Annotated in this window: 19 protein-coding genes; 15 read left to right on the top strand and 4 right to left on the bottom strand. The window is 41.7% G+C overall.

Annotation, left to right across the window (positions count from 1 at the left end; all coding sequences use genetic code 11):
- Positions 1-12: 12 nt before the first annotated feature.
- The 8 genes from FO440_RS16835 to FO440_RS16800 all read left to right on the top strand — a co-directional run bounded on the left by FO440_RS16835 (position 13) and on the right by FO440_RS16800 (position 8,028).
- Entirely contained in the window at positions 13-1,050 is a 1,038-nt protein-coding gene (locus FO440_RS16835; RefSeq protein WP_222104006.1) for a hypothetical protein, read from the top strand.
- A gap of 19 nt (positions 1,051-1,069) precedes the next feature.
- Entirely contained in the window at positions 1,070-1,933 is an 864-nt protein-coding gene (locus FO440_RS16830; protein ID WP_144249448.1) for an HAD-IIA family hydrolase, read from the top strand.
- 9 nt (positions 1,934-1,942) lie between these two features.
- Entirely contained in the window at positions 1,943-3,010 is a 1,068-nt protein-coding gene (locus FO440_RS16825; protein WP_144249447.1) for an aldose epimerase family protein, read from the top strand.
- A gap of 70 nt (positions 3,011-3,080) precedes the next feature.
- Positions 3,081-4,070: a GTP 3',8-cyclase MoaA gene (moaA, locus tag FO440_RS16820; protein WP_144249446.1), complete on the top strand. Its 990-nt coding sequence runs from the start codon at positions 3,081-3,083 to the stop codon at positions 4,068-4,070.
- Positions 4,071-4,129: 59 nt separating this feature from the next.
- Positions 4,130-5,332 (top strand): molybdopterin molybdotransferase MoeA, encoded by a 1,203-nt coding sequence (locus FO440_RS16815; protein WP_144249445.1) that lies wholly within the window; start codon positions 4,130-4,132, stop codon positions 5,330-5,332.
- Positions 5,333-5,334: 2 nt separating this feature from the next.
- Entirely contained in the window at positions 5,335-5,811 is a 477-nt protein-coding gene (moaC, locus tag FO440_RS16810; RefSeq protein ID WP_144249444.1) for a cyclic pyranopterin monophosphate synthase MoaC, read from the top strand.
- Positions 5,792-6,958, top strand: coding sequence for an NTP transferase domain-containing protein (locus FO440_RS24730; protein ID WP_222104004.1), 1,167 nt, complete (start codon positions 5,792-5,794; stop codon positions 6,956-6,958). The genes moaC and FO440_RS24730 overlap by 20 nt, the downstream gene beginning before the upstream one ends.
- A gap of 2 nt (positions 6,959-6,960) precedes the next feature.
- Positions 6,961-8,028, top strand: coding sequence for a HesA/MoeB/ThiF family protein (locus tag FO440_RS16800; protein WP_144249443.1), 1,068 nt, complete (start codon positions 6,961-6,963; stop codon positions 8,026-8,028).
- 157 nt (positions 8,029-8,185) lie between these two features.
- On the opposite strand, the gene FO440_RS16795 is transcribed toward FO440_RS16800, so the two are convergent.
- A complete protein-coding gene (locus FO440_RS16795; protein ID WP_144249442.1) occupies positions 8,186-8,605 on the bottom strand; it encodes a molybdenum cofactor biosynthesis protein MoaE in 420 nt (139 codons plus the stop codon).
- Between the two features lie 12 nt (positions 8,606-8,617).
- Positions 8,618-8,860 carry a MoaD/ThiS family protein gene (locus tag FO440_RS16790; protein ID WP_144249441.1) on the bottom strand — a complete coding sequence of 81 codons (243 nt, stop codon included), beginning with the start codon at positions 8,858-8,860 and terminating at the stop codon, positions 8,618-8,620.
- Between the two features lie 77 nt (positions 8,861-8,937).
- Here FO440_RS16790 and fdhD point away from each other — a divergent pair, with 77 nt between their 5' ends.
- From fdhD to FO440_RS16775, 4 genes are all read left to right on the top strand, one after another.
- Positions 8,938-9,825: a formate dehydrogenase accessory sulfurtransferase FdhD gene (gene fdhD, locus FO440_RS16785; RefSeq protein ID WP_144249440.1), complete on the top strand. Its 888-nt coding sequence runs from the start codon at positions 8,938-8,940 to the stop codon at positions 9,823-9,825.
- Between the two features lie 127 nt (positions 9,826-9,952).
- Positions 9,953-10,129, top strand: coding sequence for a DUF7009 family protein (locus FO440_RS24520; protein ID WP_394348380.1), 177 nt, complete (start codon positions 9,953-9,955; stop codon positions 10,127-10,129).
- Positions 10,130-10,132: 3 nt separating this feature from the next.
- Positions 10,133-12,448, top strand: a complete 2,316-nt coding sequence (locus FO440_RS16780) for an FdhF/YdeP family oxidoreductase (RefSeq protein ID WP_144249439.1) — start codon at positions 10,133-10,135, stop codon at positions 12,446-12,448.
- A 261-nt stretch (positions 12,449-12,709) separates the two neighbouring features.
- Positions 12,710-13,354 carry a peroxiredoxin family protein gene (locus FO440_RS16775; protein WP_144249438.1) on the top strand — a complete coding sequence of 215 codons (645 nt, stop codon included), beginning with the start codon at positions 12,710-12,712 and terminating at the stop codon, positions 13,352-13,354.
- A 75-nt stretch (positions 13,355-13,429) separates the two neighbouring features.
- Here FO440_RS16775 and FO440_RS16770 read toward each other — a convergent pair whose 3' ends face one another.
- A complete protein-coding gene (locus FO440_RS16770; RefSeq protein ID WP_144249437.1) occupies positions 13,430-13,666 on the bottom strand; it encodes a hypothetical protein in 237 nt (78 codons plus the stop codon).
- A 145-nt stretch (positions 13,667-13,811) separates the two neighbouring features.
- Here FO440_RS16770 and FO440_RS16765 point away from each other — a divergent pair, with 145 nt between their 5' ends.
- Both FO440_RS16765 and FO440_RS16760 read left to right on the top strand, forming a co-directional pair.
- A complete protein-coding gene (locus tag FO440_RS16765; RefSeq protein ID WP_186292707.1) occupies positions 13,812-14,693 on the top strand; it encodes an alpha/beta hydrolase family esterase in 882 nt (293 codons plus the stop codon).
- Between the two features lie 18 nt (positions 14,694-14,711).
- Entirely contained in the window at positions 14,712-15,992 is a 1,281-nt protein-coding gene (locus tag FO440_RS16760; RefSeq protein WP_144249435.1) for a phenylacetate--CoA ligase family protein, read from the top strand.
- 12 nt (positions 15,993-16,004) lie between these two features.
- Here the strand turns inward: FO440_RS16760 and FO440_RS16755 are convergent, their stop codons facing one another.
- Positions 16,005-16,724, bottom strand: a complete 720-nt coding sequence (locus FO440_RS16755) for a carboxypeptidase-like regulatory domain-containing protein (protein WP_144249434.1) — start codon at positions 16,722-16,724, stop codon at positions 16,005-16,007.
- Between the two features lie 207 nt (positions 16,725-16,931).
- Here FO440_RS16755 and FO440_RS16750 point away from each other — a divergent pair, with 207 nt between their 5' ends.
- Positions 16,932-18,470: an HAL/PAL/TAL family ammonia-lyase gene (locus FO440_RS16750; RefSeq protein ID WP_144249433.1), complete on the top strand. Its 1,539-nt coding sequence runs from the start codon at positions 16,932-16,934 to the stop codon at positions 18,468-18,470.

The raw sequence follows: 18,470 nt of genomic DNA, 5'->3' as shown, positions 1-18,470 counted from the left end.
TATATAAACCGAATGGACTATTCTATAATTATTAAAGCTGCGTGGGAAGGATATGATGCTTCAAAAAAGATAAATAAAATTGAAGATATCAGTGCGATGGTTTCAACCAATCGTGTATTCAAGATAACCTTTGATGATGATGATATTATTATAGCCAAGCTATCTTATTTTGGTAAGTACGAGCATTTTAAAGAAGATCATCGCATTATACACAGTTTGTCAAACAACCTGCTTTACCCGTTTGAGAACTTTCTTGCCAAATCATTATTAAAAAATAACAGGGTATATATCCACCATTACAAACACCGTAAAGTGGACGCCTGGGTTGTGTTTTATAACCCTACCCGAATCTTTGATCGTATGCCCCGCCGGTTAGAAGAAGATCATATCCGCAAGCTGGGTCAGCAGGTAGGTAAGTTCCACAAGGCTTGTTCACGGATAAAGAATGTACTGCCAAAATCGTCCAAGACATTGCGTACGGATATTTATTCGTTGCTGCACCAGTTAGAAATTAATGAAAAAAGATTTGGTACCGCTATGCAGGTTGATTTCCTGAAATACCATTGCGAAACATTCTTGCGTAACCGCTCTAAATATACCATGAGCGCTTTCGAGATCATCCCGGTTTTTATTGACTGGAACATTGGTAATTTTTCGGTTGACAGTAACATGAATCTGTATTCGCGCTGGGATTATGACTGGTTCAGGATGAGCTACCGGATCCTTGATTTTTATTTTTTAAGCAGGGTAGTATCAGATATCGGCGACCGTACGGTATTTAGTTACGGAATAAACACGCTGATGGAAGACCGTTTTATTTTATTCCTCGAAGAATATCACCAGGTAAATCCTTTAACTGCTAATGAGATCAGGTTCTTGAAAGAAGCCTACCGTTTCTTTATCCTTAATTATGTTATTAAAGACGGTAAATACTTTTTTAACGAACAATACGCCAAAAAACTGCAAAGCGAGGCATTTGAGCTATACCTGCCATCGGTAGACAGGGATTTTGATGCCGAAAAGATCATCAGAACTTTAAATTTGAAATAAATAAAACCATTATAGCTGCATGAAACGTATCGATAACTTTAAAACCATAATTGACAAGTATGATGTTATCTTTTTTGATGCGTTTGGCGTACTAAAAAATTATGAGGGCCTTGTACCGGGTATAGGTAAAACCTTTGATTATTTGAAGGAACAAAATAAGGAATACTACATTGTGACAAATGATGCTTCACGCAGCCCGGCGCAGTTGGCCGATTCGTACCATAAAAAAGGCTTGCACGCCATAACTCCCGACAGGATCATCTCATCAGGGATGCTGACCAAAGAATACCTTGATCTTAAAGTGGAGGGTGGGATAGTAGCTTACCTGGGTACCGAAGATTCTGCGCATTACATTGAAAGTTTAGGTCTGCATACCATACCCATCAGCCAGGTAAACAGTACCAATATTGATAAAATTAACGCGGTTATATTTTTAGATGATGAGGGTTTCGACTGGCGTAACGATCTGAATATTGCTGTGAATGTATTGCGCAGGCGTACAATACCCGCAATTGTGGCAAATACAGATAATGCATACCCGGTAACGGTATCTGAAGTATCCATAGCTATTGGCGGCCTTGCAACAATGATGGAGATTGTGGTTGGCAAAAAATTTATCCGTTTTGGTAAACCCGATTCGCAAATATTCATGTTTGCTTATGATCTGATCCGGGATTATCGCCCCATCAGCAAAAAAGATATTGTAATGGTGGGCGATACCCTGCATACCGATATTTTAGGCGGTAATAAGTTTGGTTTAGATACGGTATTGGTATTGTCGGGCAATACATTGGCCCATGAGGTAGATAACAGGATCACCACAACCGGTATAGTACCAACCTACATCTGCGAGAGCGCGGTTGTAGAAAAAGATATGTTTTAATTTAATTCGATGGCTTACAATCCAACTGCTGCAACTATACCCAATACTGCTGCTTACCATACAATAATAGATGGTAAACAGATTCAACTCTATACACTTACCAATAAAGCAGGAATGCAGGTGGCTGTTACCAACTATGGCGCTTATTTAGTTGGCGCCTGGGTGCCGGACAAGGCAGGCGATTTAACCAGCGTAATAGTTGGTTTTGATACCATTGAAGGTTTATTAAAACAGGAATGCTATTATGGCGCGGTAGTGGGCAGGTATGCCAACCGTATAGCTAAGGGTAAGTTTACTTTAGACGGTACAGAATATAATTTAGCTATAAACAACGGCCCGAACAGTTTGCACGGCGGTAAAGATAACTTCAGTGTTAAAGTTTGGGATGCGGAGCAAACCGATGCGCAAACTATGGTGCTAACTCTCTTTTCTGCGGATATGGAAGAAGGCTACCCCGGTAAATTAAATGTTAAAGTAACCTACACACTTACTGATGATAACGCGCTGACGATAGCCTACCAGGCTACTACTGATAAAACTACTATCATTAACCTAACCAACCATGCCTATATCAACCTGAATGGTGAGGGCAATGGCGATATTCTGGATCATTCATTGCAAATAAATGCGGATGGCTATACGCCGATCAATGAAACTATGATCCCTACCGGCGATATAGCAACAGTAAAAGACACTCCATTTGATTTTACTCAACCTGAAAAAATTGGTACAAGGATTAACCATGATAACGAACAGTTGAAAAACGCTAATGGTTATGACCATAACTTTGTGCTGAATCAGCATAGTAAGGAAGTACATGTAGCCACGGCCATTGGTGATAAAACCGGGATAAAGATGGAGGTTTTTACAGACCAGCCCGGTATGCAGCTATACACAGCCAATTTTACCCCGGGAACCAACATCATCAGGGGTAATGCTAAGGATGACAGGCAAACATCATTCGCTTTAGAAACACAACACTTTCCTGATTCGCCGAACCAGCCGCAATTTCCGTCAACTGTGCTAAAACCCGGCGAGGTGTATAATACCTTCACTACCTTTAAGTTTTCTGTGTAGTCAGTCCATCTTATTACAATCAAATAACACATTGTTGTGTTAACTTTATGGTTTCTAATAAGGGATATAATTGCTGACAGATAATCACGGCCGGGTAATAAATTACATGCGTCTTGCGGTAACAGACAGGTGCAACCTGCGCTGCTTTTACTGTATGCCCGAGGACGGTTTGAACTGGCTGTCGCGCACAGAGCTGATGAGTAATGACGAAATGCTGCGGATTTGCGGCTTGTTGGTACACATGGGTATTGAAAGGATCCGCATTACCGGCGGCGAGCCATTTGTACGCAAGGATATCATGCAGTTGCTAACAGGACTTTCAAAGTTAAATGGTTTAAAAGAGTTAACCATGACCACCAACGGAGTTCTGACAGCGCCCCATGTAGCCGAAATGAAAGCATTGGGCGTTAGTTCAGTCAACTTAAGCCTGGATACGTTAGACGCTAATCGTTTTTTTACAATTACGCGCCGTGATGAGTTTGCCAATGTGATGAACACCCTTGATGAGTTATTAAAGCACAACATCGAAATAAAAATTAACGCGGTAGTAATGGACGGCAAAAACACGCAGGATATTATCCCCATGGTCGAATTGACAAAGGATCTGCCTGTTAGTGTCCGCTTTATTGAAGAGATGCCTTTTAATGGCGATGGCCATGTTTACAATGGTTTACAGTGGGATCATGTACGGATACTGAACGAAATAGAAGCACATTATCCAACGATCACCAAATTGGTTGATCCGCTTTACTCCACATCATATAATTATCACGTCCCCGGGCATAAAGGTACAGTGGGTATAATTGCCGCTTATTCGCGTACGTTTTGCGGCAGTTGTAACCGTATCAGGGTAACGCCACAGGGGACTTTAAAAAATTGCTTGTATGATGATGGTGTGCTAAATATTAAAGATCTGATGCGGTCGGGCGCGAGTGATGGAAAGATAGAGCAGGAATTACTGAAAGCTTTTAGTAACAGGCCCGTAGATGGTTGGGAAGCTGAGCGTTTAAGAGTTGAAAAGACCGGCGTGCATGAATCTATGGCTACAATTGGCGGATAAAGATAATGTTAATGTAGAGACACAATACTTTGTGCCTCCGATATCAAAATAGATAATCTATGATAACGGTTCAACAAGCCGAACAAATTATACTTGAAAATGCCGCTGATTACGGCGCGGAAATAGTTTTGTTTGACGAAGCTTTAGGCAGAGTACTGGCCGAAAATATAAAAACTGACCGTGACCTGCCTGCGTTTAACCGCGTAACGATGGATGGTATCGCTATCAATTTTAAAGCGGTTGAACAAGGCATAAATATGTTTACGATAAAAGCAACCCAAGCCGCTGGTGACATACCAACGGACATAGAAGGCATAGACGAGTGCATTGAGATCATGACAGGTGCCGCGCTGCCGGATTTGGTTGATACAGTAATTCGTTATGAAGATGTGGAGATAAAAGACGGCAAGGCAACCCTGCTTACCAGCGAAATAAAAAAAGGGCAGAACCAGCACTTAAAAGGCGCTGATAAAAAGCAAGGCGAGATCATTCTTACTCCCGGACAATTGATCACACCGGCGGTTATCAGCCTGGTGGCATCAGTTGGCGAAACAGAACTGCGCGTTAAAAGAATCCCAAGAGTGGTTATATTATCATCAGGTGATGAATTGGTTGAGGTAGGGGCAACGCCATCGGCTTACCAGATCCGCCGATCAAACAGTTACATGTTGCAGGCAATTTTAGCACAGCAAGGGTTAAAGGCTTTGGTAAAGCATATTCCTGACGAACCGGAAATTATCAAGCAGCAATTAGGTTTATGTCTTCAAAATTTTGATGTTATCTTATTAAGCGGCGGTATCTCTATGGGTAAATTCGATTATATCCCGCAGGCATTGAAAGAATTACAGGTTGCACAACTATTCCACAAAGTACAGCAGCGCCCCGGTAAGCCATTCTGGTTTGGTAAACATAGTAATGGGGTAGTGGTATTTGCTTTTCCGGGTAACCCGATTGCTTCTTTTATGTGTACACAGCGGTACTTTATTCCCTGGTTAAACGCTTCGTTGGGTTTGTCTCCAAAAAAAACTATGTATGCTGTTTTGGCTGATGATTTTTCATTTCAGCCGCAATTAGAATACTATTTACAGGTTAAATTACATTTCAACGAACAGGGACAACTATTAGCCGCGCCTGTAGAAGGAAATGGTTCGGGCGATTTTGCTAACTTAGCAGATACAGACGCCTTTATGGAATTGCCTTTAGAGAAAAGCGAATTTAAAAAGGGTGAAGTTTATCCTATATGGCTATTTAATCAACTATAACAATGAGCGAATTTTCTCATTTAGATAATACAGGCAAAGCCACCATGGTTGATGTTTCTGAAAAAACGATCACCAGGCGTTCGGCTACAGCGCGCAGCATGGTGTACCTGCCAAATGAGGTTTTAAAGCAACTAACCAATGGTGATCTGCAAACAAAAAAAGGTTCGGTGTTTCAAATAGCTATTATTGCCGGCATTATGGCTGCCAAAAAAACCGGCGACCTAATACCGCTTTGCCATCCCTTAGGTTTAGATAATTGTAAAATTGATATACAGTTAAACGATGATCAGGAAGTAGTTATTGATTGTACCGCAACTATTACCGCAAAAACAGGTGTCGAGATGGAAGCTTTAGTAGGGGCGAGTATCGCCGCGCTAACTATTTATGATATGTGTAAGGCTTTGAGCCACGATATTGTTATCAAAGAAACCAAGCTGATAGAAAAAACAGGAGGTAAACGTGATTTCAAAAGAGCATAAAAAACACGCCTCGCTTGCCAACCCTGCCATTGGGAATTTTGGGCGCAATGAATGGGCGATAATCGGCGCGCCATGTATCAATATTAAACTTTTAGCGGCCGATATTATTGCCGCCTTGTCCCCTCAATATAAATGCGCTTACGCGGATGCCTCACATAATGATGAGGTTACCCAACTTCCCGGCCGATTGGCCAACGGTGCTGTTTTAGAATATACAGATCAGCTAAATAACCATCAATTTAATTATAGCCAAGCTTTAAAACCGGTAAATTTTAAACAGCAGTTTGCAGATGCCGATATAGTGCTGGTAAATGGTAATCACCAACAGGCAAAAGCGCAGGTTGTTGTTATTTATAATAGCAAAATGACGTCCCTGCAAAAACGGGTAGAACAATTAACCAATGTTGAGCTGATCTTGCTGGCAGACAATGTTGACGATGTTTTTGATTTTATAAAAGAAGCCTTACCTAATTGGCAGCAAATACCCCTTTACCGGTTGGACGAAACCGAAAAGATCATTAATTTTTTTAAGGCCAGAATGCAGCAGGCAAAGCCTGTACTGAACGGTTTGGTACTGGCAGGTGGGCAAAGTTTACGGATGGGCATAGATAAAGGCGCCATTAACTGGTACGGAAAAGAACAGCGTTATTACATGGCCGACCTCGTAAAGCAATATTGCGAAGAAGTATATATATCCTGCCGGGCAGAACAAAAGCAGGATATAACTGCAGGTTATAACGCCCTGCCTGATACTTTTACAGGCTTAGGGCCATTTGGCGCTATTTTATCTGCATTTCGCGAAAAACCTGATGCTGCCTGGTTGGTTGTGGCTTGCGATATGCCACTGCTAAACGGGGATACGTTTGGTCATTTAATAAAGAACAGAAGTTCGTCTTCAATTGCTACCGCTTATGAGAGCGCTTTTGACGGGTTTCCCGAACCATTAATTACTATTTGGGAGCCCAAGAGTTACCTGGTATTGTTGTCGTTTCTGTCGCAGGGGTATTCATGCCCGCGCAAGGTTTTAATTAACAGTGATACACATTTATTAAAACCTGAAAGCGCCGAAGCGTTAACCAATGTTAATACACCCGAAGACTTTGAAAAAATAACACGCCAGATCCATCAAAAAATAGCGTCCGCATAATCATGGAACCCGATTTTTTAAGATATAGTTGCCAGATAACGTTGCCGGGCTTTAGTGAAGCGTCCCAACAGCAATTACGGCAGGCAAAGGTTTTGATCATAGGGGCTGGGGGGCTTGGTTGCCCCGCGGCGCAGTATTTAACTGCGGCAGGGGTTGGTAAAATTGGCATAGCTGATTTTGATGTGGTTTCTGTTAGCAATCTTCATCGCCAGGTATTATATGCACCTAAAGACATAGGGCAAAAGAAAGCGTTATTGGCCTGTAATAAACTCGGGGTGCAAAATCCCGGAGTTCTGCTGATACCTCATGATGTAAAGATCACGTCAGCCAATGTAATGGATACCATCAGCGGGTATGATATTGTAGTTGACGGTACAGATAATTTCGATACCCGTTACCTTATTAATGATGCTTGCGTAATTGCAGGTATGCCCGTTGTATACGGTGCCATTTACCAGTTTGAAGGTCAGGCTGCAGTTTGGAATGTAGCTAATGCGGACGGCACAAAATCGCCTAATTACCGCGACCTGTTCCCAAAGGTTAATGCCGCGCAAATACCCAACTGTGCCGATGGGGGTGTAATACCTACGCTGGCAGGTATCATTGGCTGCGTGCAAGCTAATGAGGTTATTAAATATATTACTAAAACAGGCGAATTGCTGGCAGGCAAAGTAATGGTATTTGATGCGCTGACATTGCAAAGCCGTATTATTAAAATTGGAAAAATTACCAATACTAATATCGTTTCATTACAGCATTCTACAGATGCACCAACATTAACGGTCGCTGAAGTGAAAAAAGGGTTGGCAGACAATACATTAGAACTGGTTGATATCCGCACCGACCAAGAACACGATGAGATCAATATCGGCGGTATCCATTTCGAAGCAGATGAGATCGATGAAAACATGGCGTACCTCACAAATTCTAAAGTTAAGGTGCTTTATTGTTCATCAGGCAAAAGAAGTGCCGAAGCCGTAAAACAGATCAGGCTTAAATCGCCGGAAACAAGAGTGTATTCGCTGGAAGGTGGCTTAAAAACGTGGTTTGAATCGGAGATTAGAGATTAGAGATTAGAGATTAGAGATTAGAGATTAGAGATTAGAGATTAGAGATTAGAGATTAGAGATTAGAGATTAGAGATTAGAGAGACATTATGTTAAGCTACGCTTAAAAATTGACCATTCACTCCTAACCACTCACTCAATCACTAATTCAATCATTAAATTACGGGTGCACTGCTACCCAAACTTCGCCATCTTCAAATATTTCCTTTTTCCAGATAGGGACAGTTTGTTTAAGGGTATCGATAATGTATCTGCATGCCTCAAATGCAGCGTGACGATGCGCGGCTGCTACAGCAATAATTACAGGGATCTCACCGATCTGTAAAACACCAGTGCGGTGATGGATCAACATTTTTTGCACCGGCCACTTTATTGATGCCTGGTCGGCGATCTTTTCTAATTCGCTTATTGCCATTTTCTCGTAAGCTTCAAACTCAAGCCGTACAACGGTTTTGCCTTTGGTTGCGTTGCGTACCGTCCCGATAAATACATCTATGCCGCCGCATTCGGGCGACATTACCCAATCAACGCATTCCATTACGTTCAATGTAGAAACCGATAGTTTGATCTGTTTATTCATAGCTATTGGGATTTATCCGCCGCTAACGGGCGGAATAATAGCTATTTCGTCACGCTCGTGTACGGTGTCACCGTCAAGGGCGTATTCGTTATTAACGGCAACCATGTAAGTTGCCAGTTTTTTTAATTGCGGGTATTGTTTTTCTAACAGGAACTTTAAGTTAAAAACCGTGGCGTCATTAAACAACTCAACATCAATTGCCGGGCCACCAAAAATATCTTTCGCAATGCCAAATGCCAGTATGTTAACTTTCATATATATTAGTATACAAATATATGCAAGAAAGATCGCTGTAAAGTAAACAATCAATTTTATCAGTTGTTAAATAAAACATGCCTGAAAATTCTACTGTAAAATTACCGGTTACCAAAGTATATGCTACTTTGAGCAGTAACATGGCGGACTCGCTTGCAATTGAAGAACCGCTGGAGATCAGGCTTGAATACGGCGAAACAAACCAGCGCCAGATGCAAAATATATCCGTTACAATGCGTACACCCGGTAACGATGCGGAATTGGCCGTCGGTTTTTTATTTACCGAAGGTATTATTACACAACTTTCTGACGTGACTGAGACTGGTTACTCATTTATAACTTGTGCCGAAAATAAAGAGAACGTAATACAGGTAAGCCTGAAAGAAGGTATTATCCCTCAATTAAAAAATACTGAACGCAATTTTTATACTACTTCAAGCTGTGGGGTTTGCGGTAAGGGTTCTATCAATGCTATCCGTACAGTAAGCCCTTTTTCATATTCGGCTGATGATAATCTGGTCAGTTCAGAGTTATTGCATGAACTGCCGGAGATATTGGCAGAACACCAGGAAATATTTGTGACAACCGGCGGCTTACATGCCTGCGCTTTGTTTGATCTGTCAGGTAAATTATTGATGGTCAAGGAAGATGTGGGCAGACACAACGCTTTGGATAAATTAATAGGAGCGGCATTAAATCAAAATATACTGCCCTTAAAACAGTCCGTTTTACTATTAAGCGGGCGTGCCAGCTTTGAACTGGTGCAAAAAGCTGCTATGGCAGGCATCACAATTATTGCCGCGGTAGGTGCGCCGTCAAGTTTGGCAGTTCAGTTGGCAGAAGAATTTAATATCACCTTAGTTGGATTTTTACGCAATCATCGGTTTAATATATACACTGCGGCACATCGTATAATATTGCCTATGCAAGAAATTACGCCTAAAAATCAACGGAACAGTTTGTAAACTAACAAAATAGCTATTACAAGCTTATGGGCTTATAAACAGTATGTGGATAATGTAAATAACAAATTGGCCTATGTTTTGCAGAATACAGTAGATAATGAATTATCTGTGAACTTTAAAAAATGAAATCATGACACTGTATATACCCAAAATAATGATAGCACAATTTGCCAATAATGATACTGTAAGCTTTGAAGGCAGCTATGGCGAAGTGCAATTGCTGCTTGAAAAAGATTTTACCGGTTTGGATAATGTATCTGAGGATCAAAACGATAATTATCCAAATCCGCTATCCTTTAAATAATTTATGTATAAAACAAAAGATCAGCCTGCGGCAGAAAATCCGGAAGAATTATTGGATCTAAAGGTTACCGAGCCTAAGAAATGGGCAGCGGGAATACCTGCAGTTGTTGCCGCCATGGATGATGTTTTGCATGAGGCAGGCCCTAAACGTGGTATGGAGGCCCTGTTTCACATGAATAAAAAGGGAGGATTTGATTGTTCAAGCTGTGCATGGCCTGATCCGGACGACGACCGGTCGCCAATAGCAGAATATTGTGAAAATGGTGCCAAAGCACTGGCAGAAGAAGCCACAACTAAAAAGCTGACAGGGGTGTTTTTTGCCCAAAATTCTGTAGCCGACCTTGCCCAACTCAATGATTATGAGATAGGTAAAAAGGGCAGGATAGCTGAACCGGTTTATCTGCCAAAAGGGGGTACACATTACCAGCCGATAAGCTGGGACGAAGCCTTTAAAAAGATAGCCGGGCATTTAAATAATTTAAAATCGCCCGACGAAGCCGCATTTTACACATCAGGACGTACCAGTAATGAAGCGTCATTCACTTATCAGTTGTTTGTGCGCGAATTTGGTACCAATAACATGCCCGACTGCTCAAATATGTGCCATGAATCTACAAGTGTTGCGTTGGCAGAGGCTATAGGCATAGGTAAGGGCACCGTTACCCTAAATGATTTTTATGAAACAGACGTAATCATCATCATGGGGCAAAACCCGGGCACCAATCACCCAAGGATGCTTACCGCGCTTGAAAAAGCCAAAGGGAACGGCGCGAAAATAATCGCCGTAAACCCGCTGCTTGAAGCCGGCTTAATGGGATTCAAAAACCCGCAAACAGTTAAAGGCGTGTTAGGCATTAATACCCAACTGGCCGATCTTTACCTGCAAGTGAAAATAAACGGTGATATGGCCCTGTTAAAAGCCATAGAAAAACTGTTATATGATGCAGAAGTAAAAGCCCCGGGGACAGTATTTGACCACGAGTTTATTAAATATAACACGGTTGGCTATACTGAAATCCTTCATCAGCTTGCGACATATGACATTGATGAATTAGCCGTTGCTGCCGGTGTACCTGTAAAACAAATACAGGAAGCTACCGACATGTTAAAAGACAAAAAGCGCATTATTATTTGCTGGGCCATGGGTATCACCCAACATGAAAACGGCGTGGCGACTGTTAACGAGATAGTTAATCTTACCCTGCTTAAGGGTAGTATAGGCAAACCCGGTGCAGGTTTATGCCCGGTGCGTGGCCACAGCAACGTGCAGGGTAACAGAACCATGATGATCTGGGACAAACCCAAGCCTGAACAATTGGCTAAGCTCAAAAAAGTATTTGGTTTTGAACCACCGCACAAAAACGGTTACGATGTTGTTGAAAGCATCCATGCTATGAACGAGGGTAAACTAAAGGTTTTCTTTGCTATGGGTGGTAATTTTCTTTCGGCTACGCCGGATACCACCTATACCGCGCAGGGATTGCGTAAGATGAAACTTACTGTTAACGTATCAACTAAATTAAATAGGGGCCACCTGGTACATGGCGAGGAGTCTATCATATTGCCCACCTTCTCACGCAGTGATAAGGATATGATAAATGGTGAACCGCAGTTTATAAGCTGCGAAAATTCTATGGGCATTATGCAGATGTCAAAAGGGATACTTGACCCAATATCTGATAATTTGCTGAATGAAAACCAGATAGTATGCAAATTAGCCAAAGCTACCATTGGCAGCCGTACAGTTATTGATTGGGATAGGTATGCTAACAGCTATGATGCTGTAAGGGATGATATAGAAAAAGTTATTCCCGGTTTTGATGATTATAATAAGAGGATCCGTGAGCCAGGAGGTTTTTACTTGCCAAATGGTCCGAGGATAGGGAAATTTAAAACCGAAAAGTATGGCGATAAGGTGGCCTTCACCATCAATAAACTGCCCGAACATAAACTGGCCGATGATGAATATATGATGACCAGCATCCGCAGCCATGACCAGTTTAATACCACCATTTATGGATTAGACGACAGGTATCGCGGTATCCATAACGAGCGCCGGGTTATATTCATGAATCGTAAGGATATACGTTTAGCCGGTTTTAAAGAAGGGGAACTGGTTGATCTGTATAATTACCACGGTGGCAAAGTACGTGTCGCCCATCTTTTTGTAGTTGTTCCCTACAATATCCCCGAACGCAATACCGCTACATACTACCCCGAAACCAATGTACTTGTGCCTATTGACAGCGTGGCTAAGAAAAGCAATACGCCAACCTCAAAATTGGTTTTGATCAAGATCAAAAAGCATATATCCCATTAATTAATTTCTGAAAATGAATTTTATTTGTCTGTTTATCAGTTGATAATGAAATATTTTATTAATTACTATAAAGTATATGGATTTAGTAGTATATTTGATTTGTAATTGAAAAACATCATGATACGCATTAAAACAATACCCCATATTGAAATCCTCTCGGGCAGGCAGTCAAAAGGTTTCCGAATGTGTTATTGTTGCAGCTAAAAATCCTTTGGCCGTCCCTGCGTCTATCAATCAAATTCAGTACTCAATTCTATTAAAATGCTAACTACCATAAATAAATATCCATTCTTCGACCTGTCAGAGATCATTCCGGACAACGATCTTGCTTACAAAACATATCAAAAATTAAAGCCTGTAAGAACCGGAAACTTAATACCTGATATTAACCTGGTAACAGATTATAAAAGGTGGAAGACTTTCTACAATGGTGCCGTAAGTCGTGGACCCATTACTCTAAAACATTTGTATGGCAAGCCGCTGACTATCGCTTTTTACTCAAAACATTGGGGGGATAGAGGCGTAACCCAATTACAACGTTTAAATACTATCCAAAACGAAATAAAAGCCAACGGCGGTAACCTGTTAATTTTAACAGACGAGGCTAACGATGAGCAACTGGCTAAATTGACCTGGGATCACAGCTTGTCGCTGAATTTTTATCACGATATCAATAACGAGATAGCAGAAAAATTCAGGATCTATTCTGAAAAAGACCCAACCTGGAATACGTTTTCAGGCATCGACGTAAACATTCCTTTATTGGCGGTTTATGTTATCGATACCGAGCGTCATATCGTTTATGACCATATCGACCGCGATCTTACGAACACGTTTATAGCCGATGATATTATAGCTTCCGTATACAACGCATCACTTACGAATATCCGCAGCCAGTCTGCATAAATAAAAATACTATTTGGTTTGGTTTACAGTTGAAAAGAAAGCCGCTTTATCTTAACGATAAGCGGCCTTTTCATTTTAGTATGTGCGGTAATGGCGCACACCATGACGGTAATAATAGTGCCGTCTCACCACATGTCTTCTCGCTACTGGCCCTCTTGGCGGCGGTGGCGGCCTTCTTAACCTTAAATGTATATGCGGCAATGGCGGGTGCGGCGGATGTGGTGGTGGCGGCGGTAAATGTATCTGCGCCTGCGCTAAGCTGATGGTGCATACCGTTATGGCCGCTATTAAAAATAATTTGATACTTTTCATTGTGTTGTAAGTTTGTGTTGTGTTTAACCGGGTTGTTTAACTGTAGTTATAACTTAAAACAGGCCAAACGGTTTTAATTAAAACTATGCGGTGAAAATAAACGTTTTTAATGGTAATTGTTTATCAAGACAACTTAACGGCTTATATGCGCATTATTCTCTTTTTAATTTTAACATTTTCATCGGTATTAACTTTCTCACAAGCGTCTAAGCAGTTGATTAATGGCGATATGGTTATAGACGGCAATAAGCGATCATTTTTAACTTACATTCCGGCGACCGACAAAGCAGGGAAAATGCCATTGGTTATTTCATTGCATGGCGGCTTTGCAAGCCCTAAAGGTATGTTTCATTTAGCCGATTTCAGGCCCATGGCAGACCGGGACAAGTTTATTGTTGTTTGCCCGGCATCTAAACATATCTGGCATGACGGTGCAGACCTGCATGGTATTGATGATGTTAAATTTATAGATCAACTGATAACGTACATCGTAAAAACTTACAATGCCGACCCGGATAGGGTATATGTAACCGGTATATCAAACGGTGGTTTCATGACTGCGAGGCTGGCCTGCCAGTTAAATCAACGTATAGCTGCTGTGGCGATAGTAGCTGCATCATTGGATGTCGGTGAAGGCTACGACTTGCAAAGGCCCATGCCTGCGTTGTATATACACGGCACGACAGATCCGATAGTAGCCTACAATGGCGGTAAACTTTTTGGCAGGCGCGTGTTTTCACACCAGGATATCATTAGTAAATGGGTTGAACTGGATAAATGTGAGAAAGAGCCCATAGTAACTGATATCCCCGACACGGCGCGTGATGGTACCAGTATTTTAAAGGAAGAATACCGTAATCCTGAAAACGGGCTTAAAGTGATCAGCTATTCGGTAGTTAATGGTGGGCATACATGGCCGGGCGGCTGGCAGTATTTGCCCCAATTTATTGTAGGTAAAACAACCCGCAATTTGAACGCCTGTGAGGTGATCTGGGATTTTTTTAAACCGTATAAGCTTTCGCATTAAATTTGTTTTCTTTGTTAAATGAGTACCACTACCGCGGCAGATCAAGTGAAAACAGACCAGGAACAAAAACTACAGCAGTTATTGGCATACGTTAGCCAGAACTCGCCGTTTTACAAAGAATTGTTTGCTCAGCATCAGATAAATATTCATACCATCAGATCTGTTGATGATCTCGCGCAGGTCCCCACTACAAGTAAGGACGATCTGCAACAGCGAAATAACGATTTTTTATGTGTACCTAAAGATAAAGTTATTGAGTATGCCTCTACATCAGGCACGTTAGGCAGCCCGGTCACCATTGCGCTTACTGAGAACGACCTGAATCGCTTAACACTAAACGAATACAATTCTTTTACCTGTGCTGATGGTAGTCCGCACGATATTTACCAGCTGATGCTGACGCTTGACAGGCAGTTTATGGCAGGCATAGCCTATTATTCCGGCTTGCGCAAGTTAGGGGCGGGGATCATCCGTTTAGGGCCCGGTGTGCCTTCTATGCAACTGGAAACTATCCGCAGGCTAAATCCTACGGCTATAGTTGCTGTGCCGTCGTTCATTTTAAAACTGATTCAGTTTGCTAAGGATTATAACATCGACCTTAATCAAACATCCGTAAAAAAAGCCATTTGTATAGGCGAGAATATCCGTAACACCGATTTCTCATTAAATATCCTCGGTAAAAAAATAACCGAAGCCTGGGATATTCAATTATATTCTACCTACGCTTCGACCGAAATGCAGACCGCGTTTACCGAATGCAGCCAGGGACATGGCGGTCACCTACAACCCGACCTGCTAATTGCCGAACTGTTAGATGAGGACAATAACCCTGTACCTGCAAATACACCCGGCGAGCTAACTATAACTACACTTGGTGTTGAGGGTATGCCATTATTGCGCTATAAAACGGGCGATATGTGCATGTATTTTGACGAGCCTTGCCCCTGTGGCCGAACCAGTATGCGTCTGTCGCCGATTATTGGCCGTAAAAAGCAGATGATCAAGTTCAAGGGCACAACCTTATACCCACCGGCAATGTTCGACCTACTTAATGAAATGGAAGAGGTGCTGGATTATGTGGTAGAGGTATATTCCAACGATATTGGTATGGATGAAGTATTGCTACACCTGTTACCTTTAGACGATAGTAAGGCCTGCGATAACCGCATCAGGGCCTACCTGCAGGCACGATTGCGGGTTAGTCCGCATGTTAATTATGTAACTGCCGTCGAGATCCAGAAAATGCAGTTCCCCGAGGCCGTGCGCAAGGCGGTGAAATTTATTGATAAGCGGGTATAGCTGTATGTAATGTTAAATATTGCCTTTAAATTCAATCAGGCTCTTTTTTATATAAACCCTGATGTCATAATCTGTCATCTTTTTAATAGCATTGATAGTAGGACGGTATTTTTCCATAAAATCGGATAGCGAATCAGCTTGTAACTTGGTGATCGCCATAACCATGCTTTTGTTGAACCGGTTGTCTATGTACTTGTAGTGCTCGTCATTAATTAATGTTTTTTTGAATTTATATTCACGGCTATGCTTGTAGGTTATAGCCTTAACAAGTTCTGACGGTACTATAGTTACCCCAGCGATGGGCACAACGCCAAGTCCTTGCGACACCCTTACAATATCTTTAAATTTTGGTGCAGACGAATTAAAGCTTTTTGCGAACATCTCGCGATTATTTAATGAATCTGTGAGCCTGTCTCTTTTTGCAGATACTTTAACCTCTTTAAGCGCTATCGGGATTTTATCTAAAGCTATAGAAATAGCAGAGTTTGCTATTAGGTTTGAGATTTGATAGGGGATATATCCCTCCATACTCACCCCGATGGTGTCGTTAATTTCCTTTATGGCGATGCTGAAATTGCCACGTAAATCGCTGATTACGGTTGACTCTGATGATGTAATTAAAGCGCCGCTGATTGCCTGGCCGGTTTGTTTGTCGGTAACAATGCCATTTATAGTCTGCCCATACGTATTTAAACAGACTAACGTTATTATTGCTATAAACAGAATGCGCATTGTTGAGGTTTGATGTTCAGATCTTTACAAACATAATCAGGTATTGATATTTATAAAATCGCTTTAACATCTTTTAACCTATAGCAGTTTACCAACTAATTACCTATAGGCAATCACTAATCACTATTTTCAATATATTTGTCATCCGTCAACGCAAACTATTAGGCGATGATTGGGTTTAAAGATTTTGATTATTAACATTAGCCTATGATAACTATTGGACAGGACGTCCTTTCTTTAGCCGACTTTAACGATATTGTGTTTAATAAAAAGCCGGTTTCCTTGTCACCCTCAGCTTTAACAAAAATTGAGACCAATTTTAAATTCTTACAAAACTTTTCGTCCAATAAATTAATTTATGGGATAAATACCGGTTTTGGCCCTATGGCCCAATATAAGGTAAGCGAAGAAAACCTGTTGAGTTTACAATATAACCTCATACGCAGTCATAGCTCGGGCAGTGGCAATTTGTTAATGCCTACACTGGCTAAAGCTTTAATGATAGCCCGTTTAAATAGTTTGATCCAGGCATATTCAGGTGTGCATACCGATATTGTTGAATTGCTTACCGCGCTAATTAATAACGATGTAACCCCATGTATCTACGAGCATGGTGGAGTTGGCGCCAGCGGCGACCTGGTGCAACTGGCCCATTTGGGTTTGGTACTGATAGGTGAGGGTGAAGTGATCTACAACGGCGAAATACACCCGACTGCCGACATCTTTAAGCAATTAAACATTAAACCGCTTAGTATCCACGTGCGCGAGGGATTGGCTACCATCAACGGTACATCGGCCATGACGGGTATTGGCATGGTGAATATCATCCAGGCGCAAAAACTGCTGGGCTGGTCGGCCATGTTTTCGGCCATGACGAATGAAGTTGTCGAGGCTTATGACGATCATTACTCGCACGAACTGAATATTGTAAAGCATCATAAGGGTCAAAATAAAATTGCCGCAGTGTTGCGCGATATTTTGGACGGCAGCAAGATGATCCGCAGCCGTACGGATCATTTATATCAGCCGGACAATATCGCTCATGATGTTTTTGAAGATAAAGTACAGGAATACTATTCGTTACGCTGTGTAACTCAAGTACTGGGCCCTATCCATGACACCATCGCGAAAGCCGAAGAAGTGTTGGTAAATGAGCTTAATTCGGTTAATGATAACCCGGTAATTGACCACGTAAACCAAAACGTTTTTCACGGTGGTAACTTCCATGGTGATTACGTATCACTTGAAATGGATAAGCTTAAAATAGCTATTACCAAACTATCCATGTTGTCAGAACGCCAGTTAAACTACCTGCTGAATGATAAGCTGAACCAGAAGTTCCCGCCGTTTTTAAACCTGGGTGTTTTAGGCTTAAACTTCGGGATGCAGGGTGTGCAATTTACGGCAACATCTACTGTGGCCGAAAATCAGACATTATCCTTCCCGATGTATGTACATAGCATCCCTAACAATAATGATAACCAGGATATTGTGAGCATGGGCTGCAACGCGGCTTTAATGACAGGCAGGGTGATAGATAACGCTTTTACAGTATTAACCATACAATTAATGACTATATTACAGGCTATTGATTATTTGGCCTGCCAGGAAAAACTGGCGCCAAAAACATTGGCGTTGTATAACGAGGTAAGGGCGATATTACCAAAGTTTGTAGAAGACACGCCGAAGTATAAGGATATGGAGCGGGTTAAAGATTTTTTAACCGCATCCCAACCCTTCTCTTAA

Origin of the sequence: Mucilaginibacter corticis, from assembly GCF_007558865.1 — a bacterium.
Taxonomy (GTDB): Bacteria; Bacteroidota; Bacteroidia; order Sphingobacteriales; family Sphingobacteriaceae; genus Mucilaginibacter; species Mucilaginibacter corticis.
This window is presented reverse-complemented; position numbering and strand designations above follow the sequence as displayed.